We start from the raw sequence: 19,796 nt of genomic DNA, 5'->3' as shown, positions 1-19,796 counted from the left end.
ATTTTCAATTCGAGCATTATACTCTTTCGAACCGACATTTCTTGCTTGATATTCGTTGAATCATGATCAATAATGTCCTTGGTCCCAGTTCTTATCCACCATCATTCAGGAAAAATAACGACTTCAGTATCACTATAATGATGACTGATGAAAATCTATAAATAATATTTTTCCTTATTGGTTTTCTTACTTCGATCAAAATTAGTCTTACAGCTGACCCTCATGATCTAAATTTAAATTTACTCAGTATTCTTCTAAGCATACAAGTTGTCCTTCAAATATTTATTAATACGGGCCTAGAATAGGATTAAAAACCTTATAAAAAACAAACCACAACACGAGTTCTGGCCGCATTGTGGTCCGAAGTACTTAGACTTTACACTCTTAGAAAAAGCTCGTTTCTTTTTGCATAATCCCTTATACTAATCATTTCATCTTTCGAACGAGCAAATACCGGGATAGATAAATCAAAATTCCCAATAAAAACAGTGTTTTCTAAATAAAAGATTGAAAGTACCGCTTCTCTAATCGTTGCTTTTACGATTATAATAAGTTCCTCAATGTCTTCAATTCTATACAATTTATTGTGATTAACACACAACTTTTTAATGATATTTTGTTCTTTTTGATTTAACCCACGTTTTTTCATGTATTTCTCAGATGAGTTTATCACTGAATACGGTCTAATATGAATAACTTTATTATTTAGAAGGAAAATGTGAGAAAAAAAACTAATGAATTTCTTTTCATGGGTTTTGTAAAGATCAAGAAATACGATCTCGCTTGATTCTTCATTGCTCAATACTCCAGGATATATATCTAAAATTCCATCACAAAATACAGATGGTGACTGCAAGTTTTCTACGTCCAATCTCGTAAATAATCGAGTAATATGTTGTCTTTCAGTCTCATTACATTCCTTCATTTCATTTCTCCTTCACTCATCTTCTCAACACATTTCCCACCTTATCAAGTGTCCATCGCTCACCTTCTCGATTAAACAACTTCCAATAAGAGCCTCCATGTACACCCGCTCCACTATTGACGGCTCTATCTTTCTCTAGTTTCCAACCTTTGTACTTTCCATTCTCAAATAACTCTATTTTTACTCTCTTTCCATCAAGTATTTGTTTTGATAATCCTTTATATAAATCCCTAGCAAACAACTGTAAATCTAATTCAAGTAGATATTTTGTAGTCTGATCTACACTTTCTTTACTTATTTTACCTAGCGCCAATTTGGAGAGTGCCTTGTACGCAATCGCAAAAGTACCATCGAGAACATAAAACATTGGATCTTCCCATAAAGGAATTGCCCTAGCATTCCCAAATAAAAATTCATTATACATATCTTTCGTAAGAGATTGGAACACTTTTTCATTAATAAAATCTATTCTATCTACATATGGTTCATATTTTAAACGAATCAAATTTGCTGCATCATGAGCTGTTTGCATAATTAATTTGTTATTTTCTTTTTTACCCGTATTGAAAATAGATTTATAGATATCTATTAAATCCCTATCCTCTTGTGAATATACTACTCCTATGTCTATATATTGGTGACCACTTGGGTCAATATATCTCATTGGATTATTTGCTACATACGCAAAAAGATTCTGGCTCTGCGTATTCAAAAGTGTACCCTCGTACGAATCCTCACTAATGAATCTACCCAACGTTGCATCCAGATACCTTGCTTTAGCATAATACAAACCGCTTTCGCGGTCATACTCATGACCTGTATAGGTCAAATGAGTCTGTATGACAGAATCACCTGTTGGTTTTTCCAACAATTGACCAAAAACATCATACTGGTAACTCTCCGCCGCTACCCCATCCGAATTGCGAAGCTCAAGCACGCTGCCAAGATGGTCAAGGCTATAGCTGTAGAAGTCTCCTTGTCCATTCACTACACCCAAACGATCCTCGCCATACACGATGGAATCAGCCCGGCTGCCGTTCTGATAAGTTTCCAGCACTTCGCCATAAGGACTTAGCGGGTCGAGAATATAAGTGAAATTATCCGATCCTGTAGATTTGCCCGTACGATGTCCGGCGGCATTGTAGGAATAGATCGTTTCCTTTCCATCCTTCCTCAACTCTGAAAGCCGATTCGCTTCGTTAAATGTATACGTCGCAGCAGTCATGCCGTTCAACTTCTCTTCCACCAGATTTCCGCGCTTATCATATGAATAGGTTGTCGTATCCACACCCTGCGTCCGTTTGAGCAACTCATTGGCCCCATTATACTCATAAAGGACAGGAGACGAATTGCCTTCCTGCATCTGGGCACGGTTGCCGAAGGCATCATACGCATAAGACGTTTTCACACCTTGATCTGTCGCCTCAACAAGCTGATTGAGAGCATCATACTCATATTGACGGTTGCGAACGTTGCCTCTTGCCTTCTCATCCTGCTTGACTATATTCCCTGCAGCGTCGTAACTGTACGTCATGGAGCGAAGCAACTCTCCGGATGGCAATTGCTCGTTCAGCGACTTTAATTGCCCCAGCGTCGTATAGTCGTACGTCGTAGAAACGCCGTCATCCATAAGCTTTTCCAATACATTGCCCTTGGTGTCATAACGATACTGAGCCGACATATTTCTCGGCCCTGTTACTTTCACAATTTGATCCAGCTCGTTATACTCATAATACATTTTATCTCCGCCAGGGTAAGCAATAGAAGCTTTTCGGCCTGTCGGTGTCCAGCTATAGTTTACCGCTTTCCCGTTTGGATCGGTGCTTGTTAACAATTGGCCTAGTGCATCATACACATAGGTGGTTTTGCCAGAAGCATCGACCGTCTCAACAAGCATTCCCTTCTCGTCATAACGGAATGTCTCGAGCGATACCCCGTTATAATCTACAGCGGTGCGGCGTCCCAACTCGTCATACTTATACGTAGTGGTATAGCCATCTTCATCTGTCATAGATGCTAATGAGCCCGCTTCATTATAAGTATACTTCGTAACATTGCCCAGCGGATTCGTCATTGTCAGACGGTGTCCCACAACATCGTACGTATACGATGTTATTTGTTTCTTCATGCCAGTCGAATCCTGGCGCGCCTGCTCCAGCAATTTTCCAGCAGCATCGTAGCGATACTCCGTCTTCAGACCAGATGCATCGGTTACCGATTTTAAATTCCCCACCGCATCGTATGCATATCGTGATATATGGCCTCGCGGATCGCGCTCGGACATCTTACGGCCCAGCGCATCATACTGGTATTCGGTAGCATGTCCATCTGCGTTCTCGACACGAGATACCTGACCGCTGTCGTTATACTCATATCGTGTAACTGCGCCGTTTGGATCGGTAACGGCAATCGTTCTCCCTAGATTGTCTCTTTCAAATGAGGTCGCCTGATCTAGCGCGTTGATTATCTTCTTCAAACGGCCCACTGTATCATATTCATACCGGGTCGCGTGGTTGGAAGCATCAAGCTCTTTCTCAACCAAGCCGTTGGCATTATAAACCGTGGACCTCGAATATCCCAGCGCATCCGTTTCTTTTATTAAAGAACCACGTTTGTCATATTCGAATTTGGTTATGGCACCTTGAGCATTTTGTTCAACGATTAGGCCGGAGCCATCATACGAATAAGTAGTGATCGAGCCGTCTGCCAGAATCTGCCGCTTGAGCTGACCAATCGCATCATACTCATATCGGGTCGTATGGCCTGCGGAATCGATCGTTGACATCAGTTGACCCAACGCATCAAACCGATATTCCGTCTTTTGGTTCAGTTTATTGAATCTCGCTGTTACTTGACCGAAGCCATCCCTTACCATTTTCTCGCTGTTACCAAGCGGATCTACGGTCTCGACCAGCAGTCCGAGCTCGTCATAGGTGTAGCTTGTTCTTTGGCCCAGTGCATCCACAATAGCCGTATTGAGACCTGCTGCATCATATTCAGAGCGCACGATGCCACCATTGCGATCAACGATTGCTACCATTTCGCCATCTTCATTATATTGATAGGAGACAAAGGTGCCGTCCTCATGCTCGATACGATCAACCAGTCCTTGCGTGTTATATCGTAGCTTGATTTCCTGTCCTAGCGGATCAACCCGTTTCACAAGCTTGTTGCTCACGTCGAATGTCTGCTTATAGACGCTTCCGTCCACTTCTATATACTCAACTGGATTGCCGTTCCCATCATACACCACCTGAATTTTGGAGCCATCCGGCAATGTCACGGAGGTTGGCAGTCCAAGCGCATTGTATTGATATGAGGTCACATGACCTTCTCCATCGCTCACACTGGTCAGGTTCCCCCGGTTATCATAGGCATAAGTCGTCTGGCGGCCTTCCGGGTCGGTATGGCTGGTGACCTGCGATCTGTCGTTGTATGTCCATACTGACGTCTGACCCAGCGCATCCGTAATTTGCGTTAAATTCCCATTAGCATCGTATACATACGAGGATTTATTGCCTAGCTGATCCGTAATGAGAATCGCCTTACTTTTCGCAAAATCATTCGGCACATACAGCGGCGTTTCTTCCGGCGGAGCAATATCAGCGGCAGCTACCGGTACCTGCCCCCATACGAATCTGCCATTTACAAATACCGCAATTCGCTTCCAAGGTTCATACTGAGTGGACTTAGGATTAAACGAAAAGTCATTGATCTGCTTGAAGTCAGGCCACGTTTTTTTGCCGATGCGCGTATGAAGTTCTATAGATTGTCCAGGCTTTAGTACCGCATCCTGATCCATGAACGAAATCTCCAGTACGCTATCTACAACACCATCCCGTTTCGAAACTTTCATGAAGGTACCTGAAACTTTCGAGCCTGAGCTAATGCTTGCCCAGTCACACCAGAAGATGAGCTCCTCCGCAGTATCCGCCGTTAGAAAATAACGAATGCGGATATCCTTTAGCGGGATCGGTTCATCCGATTCGTTCACAAGGCGGTACCATGGATAGATGGTGTTGTAGTTGGCGCTTCGGTTAAAGTTGAACATCTCGGCCCGTATACTGCGCGTTCCGTTGTCCGATGCCTCGATGTACGCCACTTTCTCCGGATCAGGCTCCAGTTCAGGCGTTGGTGCCGGAGTTGGTGTTGGACTTGGCGATCCGCCCGACTCAGATGTCGGACTTCGTGTTGGACTCGGACTTGGAGACTCACCCGGATCAGGCGTTGGGCTCGGCGGCAGAGTTGGCGTTGGACTTGGTTCCGGCGTTCCGCCTCCGCTGCCATCCCCCCATACAAGCACGCCGCGATAGAACGCATCAACTTTGTTCCAATCGACAAATATGTTATCTCCAGCGTTATAAGAATAATCATTGGTCGGATCATAATCGCTCCAGTTCTTGCTGTTGAATCGATTATGCACCTCCACATATTCGCCCGGCTTCAATTCACCGGCATCGCTTGTAAAACCGACCTCCAGCGAGGTATCGCCTTTTTCGGCGACACTCAGGAACGATCCTTTCACCTTAGAGCAGCCAATATCCGACCAATCGCACCAGTAGACCTGCTCCGTAATGCCGTCATTCGTAAAATAATAACGTACAGTTACATCGCTCAGATCGATGGTTCCCTGCGACGTATTGTAGATGCGCATCATTGGATGAATCGTATTCGTTGGGTCTTGCTTGCCTAGATCGCTGACATTGTACATCTGTACCTTCAACACGTCGCTTGAAGCGGAAGAAGTAGCGCCTAGCGTCCTTACTTCTTGCCTTTTGCTGCTCTGCGCAATAGCGGCTTGCGGCACATTAACGCTTGTAGAAGCCAAGGAAGCGACGTTGCTTACAGCAGAAGCATTCGTGTGCTGATAGGTTTTCGTCCCCGTCTTATCCTGCACCTTCACCAGGCGATAGTCTTTGTCGTAATAATAAGTGATTGGCTCGTTTTTTGGATTGGTCAAAATGACCTTGCGTTCGTAGTCATCATAGCTTAACGTGCTGGAATGACCGTTGCCGTTCGTTTCCTTAATCAATCTGCCTTGGCTGTCATAAGTAAAGGATCGCAGTGTCTCCCCGGATGGTTTGATAATCGAGGAAAGCCGCTTGCCTTCGTCATAGTTATAGAGCCAATCCTGTTCATCCAGAACAACTTTATTTAATTGTTGGGATTGATAGCTGTATTGGGCGGTATTCTGCCCAGGAGCCGTGACGCTGAGCAGTTGCCCTTTGTCGTTGTAATGGAACTGAATCGACTTGCCGTTCTTCTCGACTCGGCTAAGCTTGGTTCCGTTATAATGCAGCACAGTCTGAATATTGTTCAGATCCGCAACACTCGTTAAGAGGCCCTGTCCGTTAAAATAAAGGAATGTCATTCCGTCAATCGACAATTGATATGTTCCATCAGACTGCTTTGTTAAGGCGTGGTTCCTGCCTTCGGCTTTCGTATAGCTACCTCCGCCTGTTGCAGTAAAGGTCTCCGTATGTCCATCCTCAAACATAATGACGGCTTGCTCACCCAAATCGCGAAGACGATAGGAATAGGTATGATTCCAATGCAGGCCAAATTCACTGATCGTCTCGCTTCTGGAATTATAAAATCGGTTGAAGAAGAGCGGGACTGCACCGTCAATAAGTACGTCCACGGCCAGACCGACATGATTGCCCGTCGACATATTGGCAGGGGACAGCAACGTTAGCCCATCGTATCCGTCCATGACGCCATGCGTATTGGAAAGCGGATCTATTTCCTGAGCAATGGGAACAATCTGAGCTGGCTCATAGACAAGAATACTTCTTCCAAACAATCCGCTCGGATTAAGCTCACCCTCCGGCAGCTTGTTCTCCTTTCTCAGCTTATCTATTAAATTATCATCATTAAAGTAGTGTAAAGCTAGCAAACGCATATCATCGAACAAACGGAACCGATGGTTCACGACAACCGTATGCGCCTTGTCAATCATTCCTCCCGTAAAAACAGCCTCCAGCTTCATCTGTTTGTACGGCGGCAGCGTTACGTTTGCAAACCACTGATTCTCCTGCACTGTAGTTTCATATGTTGTCACTTTCTGACTCTCTACGTCAGTTGCCTTTAACTGAACTTTCGTTACGCCATTGTTGCTGCCATTCAATCCATATACAACAAATTGATTGCTTCGCTTGTCGTCATTCGGCGCGACATAGACTTTGTCAGCATCGCCGTCTACAATGGTGATCGACGCCGCATGTGCCCACTTCTCGTATTTCGGTTCGGTAGGGCGTACGACAATCGTGTATGTGCCTGCAGGAAGCACCTTCCCGCTTTTATCCTTCCCATCCCATTGGTAGTTATGAACAGCATAACCGCCCGTATACATTTGCGTTGCCAGCGTCTCGACCAGCCGGTCCCCATCCCTAACCTCAATGGCGGTGACATGGTCAATCTCCCAATTCCAGCGAATCGTCGTGCCCTCGCCAGCAGATGGGTTAAATACAGACGGAAGAAGCTGAATAAACTTAGGATTCTCCGAAGCTTGCAGCTCGCCTTGCGCCGTTACGATGGAACCAGGCGCGATCGACCATATCAATGCTATAATCAGCGTCCAATTAATCCATTGTGCCCATAACTTTTTCGCCTTCAATTACGTCCTCTCCATTCTTCATCCTAAATGATGTCATTATCCCTATTTATCGACTGATACAATTTTCCATTTCGTAGGATGATAGAACTAATATCGTAATGATAGGCATGCTATTAGTCCCGAAAATTCACATTTTCGTATGAGTCAACTATAAAGTGACCTAGGTTAGCTAATGATTGAACCATATCTTCACCCCATAACTCCCCCTCATTGGTAAAGGGAAACCAAGACATAGAAAAGACGATATCCTCGCAGATATCGTCTTTCTTGGCAACATTGTTATGGCTATCGTATAGATGGTTCTCTAATTCTCATTCTAGTTTCCTTGTTTTTTCACGCGTTCCATAGAACCATGCAACGTACGAACAAAATCATTTCCCATCAAATGTCCCCATCCTCCATATGCCAGTCCATTTTATTTATCTCCTGTGACGCAGTCTTTACGGATACCGGCCTACCATTGCAACAACTATCTTTCGCCTGCAGCCGAAGCCTTCATTTCCAAACTCGATCAAATATATAAAACAGCATGTTGTTATTGGATATATGACTTGGGTATAGATAACCCAAGATTTCCTTCTTAAACCGGCATCCAGCCAAATAACCTGCGTAGGTTGACCCAAGTCATTCGACTTGATTGGAGAAATTTGATTTAGATATACGACATGACCTGCAGGTCCGGAAAGACCGAACTTTCCTAAACAAATGCACCTTCCCCCGCCGTCCGTCCCAGTCCCTCCCCGACTCAAGGCCAGCATGAAGAATAGACCCGGGACCGTTACCGGAAGGCGGCGTACCCGGTAGAATAAAGACATAGAAACGAGCGAGAGGAAAGGATGAGGAACATGAGAAAACTATTCCGATCTAACACGGACAATAAATTGACTGGACTTTGCGGAGGCATCGCTGAATATTTCGGCATCGACTCCACCATTGTAAGATTGCTGGTTGTCATCACCGCATTCTTCAGCTTCGGAGCAGTAGTGGTGCTGTACTTCATAGGTACGATTCTTGTACCGAAGGCGCCGCTAGGCGATATGTCCTTCATGAATAACTATAATCACAAGCATTATTAAATTAATCGGTCCAATCAATTAATCGACAAACACATTCTAAGGAGAGATGAGATATGGGAATTTTGCAACGCGTCGTGAATATGACTAGAGCTGCTGCTAATGAAATGCTGGACAAGGTAGAAAATCCGGTGATGATGCTGAATCATTACTTAAGAGATTTGGACGAGGAAATTGACCGCGCCGAGCGCGCTTTGGTACAGCAACAGGCACAGGAGCGCATGATGGGCTCCAAATTCGAAGAGCTGAATACGCAAGCCCGTTATTATGAGGAAAAAGCGGTACAGGCAGCTACGGAAGGCCGCGAGGCTGAAGCCCGTACTGCTCTGGAAGCGAAGCTCCTGTATCTGGAGCAAGCGGAGGATACGGATCGACTGCGCGGTATCGCGGGGCAAGCCGCAATCGACTTGCAGCTGCGTGTTGAATCGCTGAAGGAAGAAAAAACACGTCTGCAAAGCAAACGCGCTGAGCTGGTTGCCCGCGTTCGCCAGTCATCGGCACAAGCTGGCGGCAACGGATTCGCTGCTCCCCATCTGCAAGGCAGCGCCGCTGCACGCGGTTTTGAGCGAATCGAGCAGAAGGTGATGGAGTGGGAAGCTGCACGCGAGCTGTCCAAAACATCCGCCGGCAGCTACGTCAGCCCTGCTGTCCATGACCAGAAGCAGGAGCAACGCAATGCGCAAGTCGAAGAACAGCTGCAACGCCTGCTGCAGAAGCAATCCGGCAGCTAGCCTTCATATAGATGAAGAACGCCCCGCTATTTGGCAGGGCGTTCTTTCTTCTGTATTCCCCTCGGCCAACTCAGCCTGATCGTCGTGCCTTGACCCAGAGCGGTATCGACCGTAATATGTCCCCCCATCGCTTCTACCAGATCCTTCGCTATCGCCATCCCAAGTCCCGTGCCTTCTGCCATCGCCATACTGTCTGTCCCGCGGTAATAGCGGTCGAACAGCCTGCCTGCCATTTGGTCATCCATTCCTATGCCGTTATCGGAGAACAGAATGGATATGCAATCCGCTTGATCCTCATTCATGACCGTAACTGTCAATTGCGTCTCTGGCGGATTATGCAGCAAGGCGTTAGCCGTTAAATTCATAACTACGCGATCCAGCCATGGCGCATGCAGCTTTATAGCTATATCCTGCCCCCACGGCACAAACCTTACCCTATGATTGTCAAATGAGGGGTGAGAAGCGGCTTGTTCAACCGAACGGCGAAGCCAACTGTTCAGTTCAATCTCCTCTCCTTGCGGCGGCTGCACGCCTGCACTAATCCGGTACGTAATGGCAAGATCATTGATCAGCGTATCCATATGCGCGGATTTCTCCAGCATCGTTCTGGAGAACTGGCGCACTTCTTCCGCACTCCATTCATACCGCTCTTCCGATAGCATGTGAGCATAGCCTTTGATGGATGAGAGCGGCGTCTTCAAATCATGAGTGATGCCCGTTATCCACTCTTCTCGCAGACTCTTGTTCTGCACGCGAAGTTCCCGGTCTCTGAGCAACGTAGCAGATAATCGCTCAATCGAGTGAAGCACGTCAGAAAATATGCGGTAGCGCGGCCTCCATCCGCCTTGGCGCTGGCGGCTTCTCGGAATTCCTTTCCTGTCTGCCGGTTCCTTATATTCCCCTTTGCCCAATAGATCAAGCCATGCCAGCATATGCAGCATAGGAGATCCGAATCGATGAGCATTCCATAAGGATAATAAGAAGAAGACCAGCACCAAAGCCAGGAACATTGCCGAGACGGCAATCAGCAGCACTTTACTCTCAGGCGGAAGCATTGCCGTATCGGATCGCGCACGCTCATACGCATTCGGCATAGCAACGAGCCATGTTCTGTCCGTAACATGATCATAGATCGAATCTATATAATAACTGTAGCGTTCCGTATATATGGTTCGAAGAGCCAGTTCATGAACGCTATATTGATCCGTCACATCATGCGGTTTATTGTAGGAAGCCAATTCTACTCCATCACGATTCAGCAACTGTAGATAGCCGCCAAGCACCTGCAGACGACTGGCGACCCCTTCCGGCAAATGCAATTTCTCGTCTTCATCAAAACTCCCCTGTGACGCGACTGCTTCCAGGATCGGTCCAATCTCGTTTTTCACGCCATAGACAACAGTATAGACCCGCCCATGTTTCTCCTGAATCCACAAATACAAATGATAAGGAAACGGGCTTTTGCCCAGCCAATAAGATACGATCTCGCCTGGCGCATATTTCAGCGGCACATCCTTTGGCGCATTATAGGACGTCTCCACTACGCCATTCTCATCCAAGCTTTGCAACCAGCCATTATTCTCTTTCACTTGCTCCAGCAGCTCCGGATCGAACCGAATGCCCTCAGGCGTCAGCTTCGATGATTCTACTAGCTTCTCCAGACCGACAGTTGAAAAATCCTTCGTGATGCTTATCTCAGCATAACGATGCGTAATCCATAGGAATCCCGCAGCTACGATTAGCAGTGCGACAACGCCAGCGATCGACAGCTGAAGCGTAAATCGCAACATAAGCCTCCTCTTCATAGTCATAGATGTCCCTTTTCCTGTTCTGGCTTATGAACCAGCTTATAGCCCATGCCTCTTACATTAACGATAAACTTCGGGCGGGAAGGATCTTCCTCTATTCTCTCCCGTATGCGATGGATATGAACCATCACCGTATTGTCGTCATTCAGCGCATCGACGCCCCATACCTGCTGATACAGCTCGCTTTTGCCAAAAATCCGGTTCGGATGCTTGCACAGATAGAGCAGCAGTTGAAAAACAAGAGCAGGACAGGACACGGATTGGCCGTTCACGACCAGCTCACCCGCATCTTCATAGACTTGGAATCTACCGTAATCATAGACCGTTGCTCCCCGCCCATCAGCCCGGACTTTTCCCGGCTCGTTGGGCCTGAGCGCCGCTATATATCTCCGCAGCTGGGAACGAATTCGTGCCACAACCTCCATCGGATTAAACGGCTTCGTAATATAATCGTCTCCGCCTACGGCGAATCCGGATAGCTTGTCAAAATCGGAGGTTCGCGCTGTCAGGAACAAGATGGGCGCATCCGTATATTGCCGCAGAAATGGAGCTGCCTCCAGGCCGCTGCGTCCCGGCATCATTACATCGAGCACAATAAGATGATAGGTCTTCGCAGAGCATGCTTCCAAGGCCTCCTCTGCGGAACGAACCATATCGATATCGGCGAAGCCTTCTTTACGCAATACAGTTTTCATCATTTCAAGTATAGCGAGCTCGTCATCGACAAGCAGAATAGAAGCGTCGTTCATAATCGTCCTCCCATGGGTGTCCAGCTTTGCTTCTATTTTAACACGATGGGTATAAACCTTTATCGATAGCTGTCTTAACGGAATCTTAATTTTCCAAGCTGAGCAACCGACAATCCTTAAGATTCCGTTTAGGTTCTGTTTCATACGCCTTTAAACTAAGGTGCTACGATGTAGATGACAAAAGGGTAAAGCTGAACGAGATAAAGGAGTGGAGACGTATGAAAAACCAAACTCCAAAACGCTACAGAATCATTGGAGTAATCCTCGCGACAGGTGCTATTGCGGGAATGCTAACCGCTTGCGGAGGGGAAGCGAAGCCTGCCCCCACGCCGCAAGCATCACAGATTAGCCCGGGAGGGGAACAAGTGGAGAAGGAAACGGATAAGATTGAGGCCGCCAACTTGGCAAAAGCTATGCTGGATGGCGAATACTCGCGCATCTATAAGCAATTATCCCAAGATTTTCGTTCTCAAGTAGGCGAGGAGGAATTCAAAGCGATAGCTGCAGATGCTACAGCAGGAATTGAATCCTTTAAGGAATCCAGTTCACTGAGGCTGAATGGTCTGGAGCAGCGGTTATGGTTAAGCACCTCTAATGAAGTGGGGATGTTTGCCGCATTTGACGAAGAAAACGTAATTGTAGCCCTTCAATTCCAGGCACTAGAGCAGCATGCCGATACCGACCAACTCTATACGAAGGCCACCTATGATTGGCCTATGCACGGGGAATGGTTCGTGTTTTGGGGCGGAACGAATGTATTCGACAACTATCATTATGCGCATCCTTCCCAGCGATACGCCTATGACCTAATTCAAGAGAAGAATGGCATGTCTTATGAAGGAGATCCCGCCAAGAATGAAAGCTATTATGCTTTCGGTCAAGAAGTCGTCGCGCCTGCTGACGGAACGGTCGTTGAAGTTGTTAACGATATCGCAGATAACGAGCCTGTCGGGGTGATGAACGAAAAAGACCCTGCTGGCAATGTCGTCGTTATCGACCATGGAGGAGAGTACAGCTACCTCGCCCATTTGAAAAAAGGATCAGCCACGGTTAAAGTCGGCGACCACGTGAAACGTGGCGACAAAATCGGCGAAGTCGGCAATTCCGGCAACTCCAGTGAAGCGCATATGCACTTCCAGGTATCGGACGGCAGCGACTTGTTCGAATCCTCCTCCATTCGCATCAAATGGTCAAATGAACTCGAACCGATTCGCGGAAAAACGATTAGCGCTCAAAAATAACGTTTAACGCACAAAGACTGCCCCTTAGTTGTCTGCATCTCCAACGCTAGATTCTCTCTAGAAACGGAGGTACAGTTCGGTGAGAACGGCAGTCTTTGTTCTTTATCGAGGATGCTCGTTTAACGGTATGTTATCAGCTACTCTTCGTATATCATCCGCCTGGTCATGCCGCCATCCACAGTCAGATGGGTGCCTGTTACGAAATCATTGTCAGGGTGGGTCAAATAAAAGCATGCCTTGACGATATCCTCGGGCCTACCTACGCGTCCCGCTGGATGTTGGGCATGATCCTCAGAGCGGAGAGCGTTGTAATCCCCGGTCTCAATCCATCCGGGACAAATCGCATTCACGCGGATATGATCCGGGCCAAGGGAGACCGCCATCGCATGCGTCAGTCCCAGAATACCGGCTTTGGATGCCGCGTATGCTTCTGAATTCGGCTCTGACATATGCGCCCGAGTAGAAGAAAGATTAACAATGGCGCCGCCGCCACGCTTTTTCATCTGAACCGCAGCCTCGCGGGAGCAGAGGAAGGTCCCCCGCAAATTAGTATGGATAACGCTATCCCATTCATCCAGCGACAGTTCATAGGGCGACTTCCAGATGCCGAAGCCAGCATTGTTGACGAGGATATCAATGCCCCCGGTCAGCTCTTCGATTCTCAGGAACATAGTGGAGATATCGCCAGGGATGCTTAGATCGGCTGTGACCGAGATCGCTTCCCAGCCTTCCTCTCCGAGCTGAGCTGAAGTTGCTGCCAGACCGCTTTCATTACGATCGGCTATGACGACGCGCGCTCCGCTTCTCGCATATGCCAGCGCAAGCGCTTGTCCGATCCCCGCTCCCGCTCCTGTAATGAGAACGACCTTACCTGCAAAACGTGTCTGTACCTGCTCTAATCCCGGCATTCTGCTCCTCCTTCATGATCTGTAATCGCTCTATGCGTCCTGATCTCTTGTTATTATAGCTCTTCCAATCCATGGTTCAAAATGTGAATCGCATCTGGCGAAAGGGCAAAAAATACGATATGATTTGTCAGCATACATCAAATGATCAGTCAGATAAAAAGAACGGGATGAACCGCTATGGGCATAGAATGGGAATGGACTTGGCAAGTCATATTAATTATCGTCGCAGGGGGCTTTATTGCGGCATTCGTTGACTCAGTCGTAGGCGGGGGCGGACTGATTGCCGTCCCGGCATTGCTCGCCGCTGGCTTGCCGCCGCATCTGGCACTCGGAACGAACAAGCTTGCAGGATCAATGTCCTCGCTTACGAGCACGATCGCTTTTTTCCGGTCCGGGCATGTAGACCTCCGATTATCCGGCAAACTAGTGCCATTAACTGCAATCGGAGCGGTGGCAGGTACGCTGCTTTTGCAGCTTGTCCCTTCGGACTGGCTGCGACCGCTGGTCATTGTCATGCTTTTGCTGGTGACGCTCTACACGCTCTTCCGGAAGGACTGGGGAGCGGTCAGCACCATGCGGGCACTGTCTCGCCGAAGCTGGCTCGCCATGGCGGCTGCCGCATTGCTGCTTGGCGGATATGACGGATTTTTCGGACCGGGAACGGGCTCGTTCCTAATCTTCGCTTTCCTCTTGATCGGTTTGGACTTTGTAAAGGCAGCGGGGAATGCGAAGCTCCTTAACTTCACCAGCAACTTTTTCTCTTTGATTGCTTTTATTGCGCTAGGCTCAGTGGCTTACGGAGTAGGATTACTGATGGGCGGAGCTATGGTCCTGGGTTCCATTGTGGGATCGAGAGTAGCGATTAGACAGGGAGCTCGGTATGTAAGGCCGTTATTTATCGGCGTCAGCGCATTGCTGATCACAAGGCAAATATGGGTGACGGCGGTGGGGTAATGGACCCTCCGCCATCTTTTCGCCACATGTTGTGAAAAAAATCACATAATTCTTTTCGAGGCTATTGCACTCCTCTTTCCGATCGCATATGATAATAACAAATAGATGATTGTGAATCATTTCACATTATAAATTAGATTGTGAAAAGATTCACTTGGCGAAGGGTGAACCTAGCGTCCTTCGTTCCACACAAGGAGGAGATTGGAATGAGAAACATGAACATTGCTGTTATCGGATGCACGCACGCTGGCACGGCCGCCATTACTGGAATGGCTAAGCAATACCCTGACGCCCAAATTACCGTCTTCGAGCGGAATGATAATATCTCCTTCCTGTCGTGCGGCATCGCGCTTCATGTCGGCGGTGTCGTGAAGGATTCGAGGGGGCTGTTCTACTCGTCGCCTGAGAAAATGGAAGAGCTTGGCGTGACCATGAAGGTCCGCCACGATGTACTCGATGTAGATACAGACGCGAAGACACTAAGAGCGAAGAACCTGCAAACCGGCGAAGAATTCGTCCACTCGTACGATAAGCTGGTCGTCACAACCGGATCGTGGCCGATTATTCCTCAGCTGGAAGGCATCGATCTGGAGAATGTCGTCTTGTGCAAAAACTACAATCACGCACAAGCTATCATCCAGAAAGCTAGACTTGCCCGCCGCATCGCCGTCATCGGTGCAGGTTATATCGGAATCGAGCTGGTTGAAGCCTTCGAGATGCTTGGCAAAAATGTAACTTTAATCGACAACATGGAGCGTGTGCTCTACAAATATTTGGACCAGGAGTTTACAGATGTCGCGGAACGCGCATTCGCTGATCAAGGCGTGAAGCTTGCGCTGGGTGAGACGGTCACATCGTTCCAAGGCAATGCGAAAGGCGAAGTGAAAGCCGTTGTCACGAGCACTTGCGTGCATGAAGCGGATATGGTTGTGCTGTGCATGGGCTTCCGGCCTAATACGGAGCTGCTTAAAGGGCAGGTCGATATGCTCCCGAATGGCGCGATCATCGTCGACGAATATATGCGCACCAGCAGGCCCGACGTATTCGCCGCAGGAGACAGCTGCGCAGTCAAATATAACCCGACCGGGGAGCATGCCTACATCCCGCTTGCCACCAATGCTGTCCGTATGGGAACGCTCGTCGCCAGAAACCTTGTTGAACCTACCGTCAAATATCTCGGCACGCAGGGCACATCGGGCATTAAAATCTATGAATATAACATCGCTTCGACCGGCATGACGGAAACCGCTGCAATCGCTGCGGGATTGAACGTGAAAAATGTCACAATCATTGATAATGACAAGCCGGAGTTCATGCCAACGTATGAGAAGGTTACGCTTAAGGTGGTCTACGAGGCAGACAGCGGCAAAATACTCGGCGCCCAGCTGCTATCGAAAATCGATCTAACCCAGTCGATCAACACGCTGTCGGTCTGCATCCAAAACGGCATGACCATGGATGAGCTCAGCTTCGTCGACTTCTTCTTCCAGCCGCATTACAACAAGCCATGGAATCTGCTGAACCAAGCAGGTCTGCAGGCGGTGTAAGCCGCGAATGGAAGGGACAATATAACTTAATTGCAGGAAGCGGGATGGTGCGTGCTTGCGCGGAATCCTGTATTCTTTAAGTGACTGTACGCGGGGGATATAGGTCAATGAGACCAACTTAGTCCGTTACCTGAACCATTTCCGAGCAATTAAGTCGATCTGATCGACCTATTGGCTTGAATCGGCTGGACTCGGGGACGTAGGTCGGTGAAATCGACCTATTCAGTCACCTACAGCATCACCAAGCGCTGTAAGTCGTTCTGATCGACTTACAGCGCTTGAATCGGCTGGACTCGGGGCCATAAGTCGATTTCATCGACTTATGAAGTTAATCGCGACCATCCTCCCCACACTAGTCCACTGCATACTGGATGTAAGGAGCGGCAGCATGAAAGATTTGCACCGAAAGGCGAAGACAGTACGCACCAACTATGAAAGGCGACACCGGAACCATCCCGGCGTCGCCTTTTTATATCAATATAGTGCCTAACTCCTACCAAGCATTCACGCCAATCTTCTCCAGAATTTCACTAATAAATGCAGGCTCGTCCTCCGGTGTGCGCGATGTAATCAAATTCTGATCCACGACAACTTTCTTATCGATAAAGCGACCGCCCACCTTCTCCACTTCGGATGCGATGCCTGGATACGATGTCAATGTGCGTCCCTCTAATATTCCGGCGGCAGCCAGAATTTGCGGACCATGGCAAATCGCGGCGATTGTGATGCCGGCAGAGTCGGCCTCCTGAACAAATTGTTGGACCTTCTCGTTGTCCATCAGCTTGCCCGGGGAGCTTCCGCCAGGAATGATGACGGCAGCATAATCGCTTGCTTTTGCTTCATCAATGGAAAGGTGGGACGTATATACGATCGTTCCCTTCTTGCCTTTCAGCTCCTCACCCGCCCGCTCGCTGATGATTACAGTCTCATGACCGTTCTTCACCATTTCATCGAACGGATTTTTCATTTCCGAATCCTCGAATCCGTCCGCCAGCAAAAACGCAACCTTCTTTGCATTCGTCATTATTAATCGCTCCTCTCGAACCTGGAATACGTATACTTTACCCTCTTCACCCTGATTTGAAGCAATTGGCTTCTACCCCTAAAAAAAATATCGCATCCATATCTTCTCAATCTCGTATATCAAAATGGGACAAACTTCTAGCCCTATCGACCTTTATCCATTAATATAGGAAGAGATAGTTACAGGGACCATTTTCCCATATTACATAAAAGAGGTGATGACGCAATGTCCTTGATTGATATCGTCAAATATGACGGCACGCCGGATGTGTACGCTTGGAAATTTCCGCATCAGGAGCTGGGCACTTGGACGCAGCTGATTGTCAATCAATCGCAGGAAGCGATCCTGTTCAAAGGAGGCAAGGCGTTAGACAGCTTCGGGCCAGGAAGACATACGCTTAGCACAGCCAATATTCCGCTTTTGAACCATATTGTCAACCTGCCGTTTGGCGGCAAGTCGCCGTTTACCGCAGAAGTATGGTTCGTCAACAAAGGCAGCGTCCTTGATATTAAATGGGGTACAGCCACTCCGATTCAGGTGAAGGACCCCCTGTATCATATTTTGGTTCCTGTGCGCGCTTTTGGCCATTTCGGACTGACCGTCGAGGATAGCCGGAAATTCCTGATCAAGATGGTCGGAACGCTGGGAGAGTTTACGAAGGAATCGTTATCCAAGCATATTCGCGGTGTGATGATGATGAATATTACCGAAATAATTACATCGTATCTGATTCATAAAAAAGTAAGCTCTTTGGAAATTAACGCGTATATCAGCGAAATTTCTTCGCATGCGCAGGCTAAAATCGCAGATGTGTTGGATGAATTCGGAATCAAAATCCATCATTTCTACATCGAAAATGTCAGCGTGCCGGATGGCGATCCCTCCATTGAGAAACTTCGCAGTCTGCTGAACAAGAGACTGGAGATGGAAATGGTCGGCTTCTCGTATCAACAGCAGCGCTCCCTCGACATTCTGGAAGGCGCTGCAAAAAATCCGGGCAGCGTTCATCCGCTCTTTGTCGGCGCAAATCTGGGGGGCACGCTTGGCGGCACGTTCAGCGGCCAGATGGATCGTGTCAGCGACGCCATGAACGCATCGCCTCCTCCTGCTCTTGCGAAATGTCCGCATTGTGGAGCGAGCGGCTCGGCGGGAGTGCCCTTTTGCAGCAATTGCGGCAAAAGCATGCGTGAAAAGGAGCCAGCGGCTCCGGAGCCCCCGGCCAAAAAGGTCCCTCATTGCGACAAATGTGGAACCGCTATAGCCGAAAACGCCAAGTTCTGCGCCAATTGCGGCGACAAGTATCATGCATGCCCGTCTTGCGGAGCCGATACGGCAGAAGATAGCGCAAAATGCCTTGAATGTGGAACGGCGCTGCCGAAGTCTTGTGTAAGCTGCAAAGAAACGATACTCGGCGGATCTGCATTCTGCAGCCATTGCGGCGCAAGCCAGAAGCAAGGAGGGTGATCATTTAATGACGATACGTCCGCAAGCTTTAAATTCAATTATCTTCCTGCTTATTGCAGGGCTTACGTTGTTTATTTATTTTGGCCTTAATCCCATGGTTACCTGGGACTTGCGCCAGATCCTGGCGCTCTCAGCCATTCTATTGGCGGAGCTGGTAGCTTGGCTGATGATATCCCGGTTAATTCAAGGCTCACGAGCAGGATACCAAGGTTCTTACATGACATACGGAATAATAGCCGGTCTCTATTTCGTTGCCGCTGTTGTTGCGGCATTCCTGGCTTTTCTTCCGCTTGGCGTCTATATCACGCTCCATGGTGTGCTGCTGCTTGTTGCGATCATTGCATCTGCGCTTGTCCGGGTATCATACGCTCATGTCCAGAACGTCGAGCAAGGAGACAGCGAGCGGACTGCAGATTGGAAGCTTATGCTGACAGCAGCGCGGAATGCCAAGCTTGCGCTACAGCGATGGGAACCATCAGAACGTTCAAAAGTGGCACCCGTCCTTGATTCGCTAATTGATGATATCGCGTATAGCGATCCTGCATCCCTTCCCGCTCTTGCGGAGCTGGAATATACGATGCAACTGGACATCCAGTATATCAATGGCGTCATTGAATCGGCAAAACAAGCAACTGCCCAAGACGAAGCCGCCAAACAACTCATCGGTTCCATTCATCATCTGCGAGAACAAGTGAAAGCCCGTAACCAGCAATTGGTTGCGAGCAAATAACGGAGAGGACAGAACGCTATGCGCAA

Annotated in this window: 13 protein-coding genes; 7 read left to right on the top strand and 6 right to left on the bottom strand. The window is 48.1% G+C overall.

Annotation, left to right across the window (positions count from 1 at the left end; all coding sequences use genetic code 11):
• Nucleotides 1-376: 376 nt before the first annotated feature.
• Together AC0YNW_RS25460 and AC0YNW_RS25455 are read right to left on the bottom strand one after the other, a co-directional pair.
• Nucleotides 377-925, bottom strand: a complete 549-nt coding sequence (locus AC0YNW_RS25460) for a hypothetical protein (RefSeq protein WP_475834298.1) — start codon at nucleotides 923-925, stop codon at nucleotides 377-379.
• 16 nt (nucleotides 926-941) lie between these two features.
• Nucleotides 942-7,541, bottom strand: a complete 6,600-nt coding sequence (locus tag AC0YNW_RS25455; RefSeq protein WP_475834297.1) for a cellulose binding domain-containing protein — start codon at nucleotides 7,539-7,541, stop codon at nucleotides 942-944.
• A gap of 845 nt (nucleotides 7,542-8,386) precedes the next feature.
• Between AC0YNW_RS25455 and AC0YNW_RS25450 the strand changes: the two genes are divergently transcribed.
• Nucleotides 8,387-8,617 (top strand): PspC domain-containing protein, encoded by a 231-nt coding sequence (locus tag AC0YNW_RS25450; RefSeq protein WP_119801129.1) that lies wholly within the window; start codon nucleotides 8,387-8,389, stop codon nucleotides 8,615-8,617.
• 53 nt (nucleotides 8,618-8,670) lie between these two features.
• Entirely contained in the window at nucleotides 8,671-9,345 is a 675-nt protein-coding gene (locus AC0YNW_RS25445) for a PspA/IM30 family protein (RefSeq protein WP_475834296.1), read from the top strand.
• A 26-nt stretch (nucleotides 9,346-9,371) separates the two neighbouring features.
• Here AC0YNW_RS25445 and AC0YNW_RS25440 read toward each other — a convergent pair whose 3' ends face one another.
• Complete coding sequence (locus AC0YNW_RS25440; protein ID WP_475834295.1) at nucleotides 9,372-11,135, bottom strand: sensor histidine kinase; 1,764 nt, start codon at nucleotides 11,133-11,135, stop codon at nucleotides 9,372-9,374.
• Between the two features lie 17 nt (nucleotides 11,136-11,152).
• Entirely contained in the window at nucleotides 11,153-11,902 is a 750-nt protein-coding gene (locus tag AC0YNW_RS25435; RefSeq protein WP_475834294.1) for a response regulator transcription factor, read from the bottom strand.
• 218 nt (nucleotides 11,903-12,120) lie between these two features.
• On the opposite strand from AC0YNW_RS25435, the gene AC0YNW_RS25430 reads away from it, so the two are divergent.
• Nucleotides 12,121-13,143, top strand: coding sequence for a M23 family metallopeptidase (locus AC0YNW_RS25430; protein WP_475834293.1), 1,023 nt, complete (start codon nucleotides 12,121-12,123; stop codon nucleotides 13,141-13,143).
• A gap of 137 nt (nucleotides 13,144-13,280) precedes the next feature.
• Here AC0YNW_RS25430 and AC0YNW_RS25425 read toward each other — a convergent pair whose 3' ends face one another.
• Nucleotides 13,281-14,051 carry an SDR family NAD(P)-dependent oxidoreductase gene (locus tag AC0YNW_RS25425; protein ID WP_475834292.1) on the bottom strand — a complete coding sequence of 257 codons (771 nt, stop codon included), beginning with the start codon at nucleotides 14,049-14,051 and terminating at the stop codon, nucleotides 13,281-13,283.
• 177 nt (nucleotides 14,052-14,228) lie between these two features.
• Between AC0YNW_RS25425 and AC0YNW_RS25420 the strand changes: the two genes are divergently transcribed.
• Together AC0YNW_RS25420 and AC0YNW_RS25415 are read left to right on the top strand one after the other, a co-directional pair.
• On the top strand, nucleotides 14,229-15,005 hold the full coding sequence (locus AC0YNW_RS25420; RefSeq protein ID WP_475834291.1) for a TSUP family transporter: 777 nt from the start codon (nucleotides 14,229-14,231) through the stop codon (nucleotides 15,003-15,005).
• Nucleotides 15,006-15,220: 215 nt separating this feature from the next.
• Entirely contained in the window at nucleotides 15,221-16,552 is a 1,332-nt protein-coding gene (locus AC0YNW_RS25415; protein ID WP_475834400.1) for an FAD-dependent oxidoreductase, read from the top strand.
• Nucleotides 16,553-17,045: 493 nt separating this feature from the next.
• Here the strand turns inward: AC0YNW_RS25415 and AC0YNW_RS25410 are convergent, their stop codons facing one another.
• Nucleotides 17,046-17,576 carry a type 1 glutamine amidotransferase domain-containing protein gene (locus AC0YNW_RS25410; protein ID WP_475834290.1) on the bottom strand — a complete coding sequence of 177 codons (531 nt, stop codon included), beginning with the start codon at nucleotides 17,574-17,576 and terminating at the stop codon, nucleotides 17,046-17,048.
• Nucleotides 17,577-17,801: 225 nt separating this feature from the next.
• Between AC0YNW_RS25410 and AC0YNW_RS25405 the strand changes: the two genes are divergently transcribed.
• Both AC0YNW_RS25405 and AC0YNW_RS25400 read left to right on the top strand, forming a co-directional pair.
• Nucleotides 17,802-19,040 (top strand): SPFH domain-containing protein, encoded by a 1,239-nt coding sequence (locus AC0YNW_RS25405; RefSeq protein ID WP_475834289.1) that lies wholly within the window; start codon nucleotides 17,802-17,804, stop codon nucleotides 19,038-19,040.
• A gap of 7 nt (nucleotides 19,041-19,047) precedes the next feature.
• The gene (locus tag AC0YNW_RS25400; protein ID WP_475834288.1) at nucleotides 19,048-19,770 is read left to right on the top strand and encodes a hypothetical protein; all 723 of its coding nucleotides are present in this window, start codon (nucleotides 19,048-19,050) and stop codon (nucleotides 19,768-19,770) included.
• Nucleotides 19,771-19,796: the final 26 nt, after the last annotated feature.

This window comes from Paenibacillus sp. J31R120, from assembly GCF_056269225.1.
This window is presented reverse-complemented; position numbering and strand designations above follow the sequence as displayed.

Coding starts and splice junctions, on each gene's coding strand:
- AC0YNW_RS25460 (WP_475834298.1), bottom strand. CDS start 925: ATGAAGGAATGTAATGAGACTGAAAGACAACATATTACTCGATTATTT.
- AC0YNW_RS25450 (WP_119801129.1), top strand. CDS start 8,387: ATGAGAAAACTATTCCGATCTAACACGGACAATAAATTGACTGGACTT.
- AC0YNW_RS25445 (WP_475834296.1), top strand. CDS start 8,671: ATGGGAATTTTGCAACGCGTCGTGAATATGACTAGAGCTGCTGCTAAT.
- AC0YNW_RS25440 (WP_475834295.1), bottom strand. CDS start 11,135: ATGTTGCGATTTACGCTTCAGCTGTCGATCGCTGGCGTTGTCGCACTG.
- AC0YNW_RS25435 (WP_475834294.1), bottom strand. CDS start 11,902: ATGAACGACGCTTCTATTCTGCTTGTCGATGACGAGCTCGCTATACTT.
- AC0YNW_RS25430 (WP_475834293.1), top strand. CDS start 12,121: ATGAAAAACCAAACTCCAAAACGCTACAGAATCATTGGAGTAATCCTC.
- AC0YNW_RS25425 (WP_475834292.1), bottom strand. CDS start 14,051: ATGCCGGGATTAGAGCAGGTACAGACACGTTTTGCAGGTAAGGTCGTT.
- AC0YNW_RS25420 (WP_475834291.1), top strand. CDS start 14,229: ATGGGCATAGAATGGGAATGGACTTGGCAAGTCATATTAATTATCGTC.
- AC0YNW_RS25415 (WP_475834400.1), top strand. CDS start 15,221: ATGAACATTGCTGTTATCGGATGCACGCACGCTGGCACGGCCGCCATT.
- AC0YNW_RS25410 (WP_475834290.1), bottom strand. CDS start 17,576: ATGACGAATGCAAAGAAGGTTGCGTTTTTGCTGGCGGACGGATTCGAG.
- AC0YNW_RS25405 (WP_475834289.1), top strand. CDS start 17,802: ATGTCCTTGATTGATATCGTCAAATATGACGGCACGCCGGATGTGTAC.
- AC0YNW_RS25400 (WP_475834288.1), top strand. CDS start 19,048: ATGACGATACGTCCGCAAGCTTTAAATTCAATTATCTTCCTGCTTATT.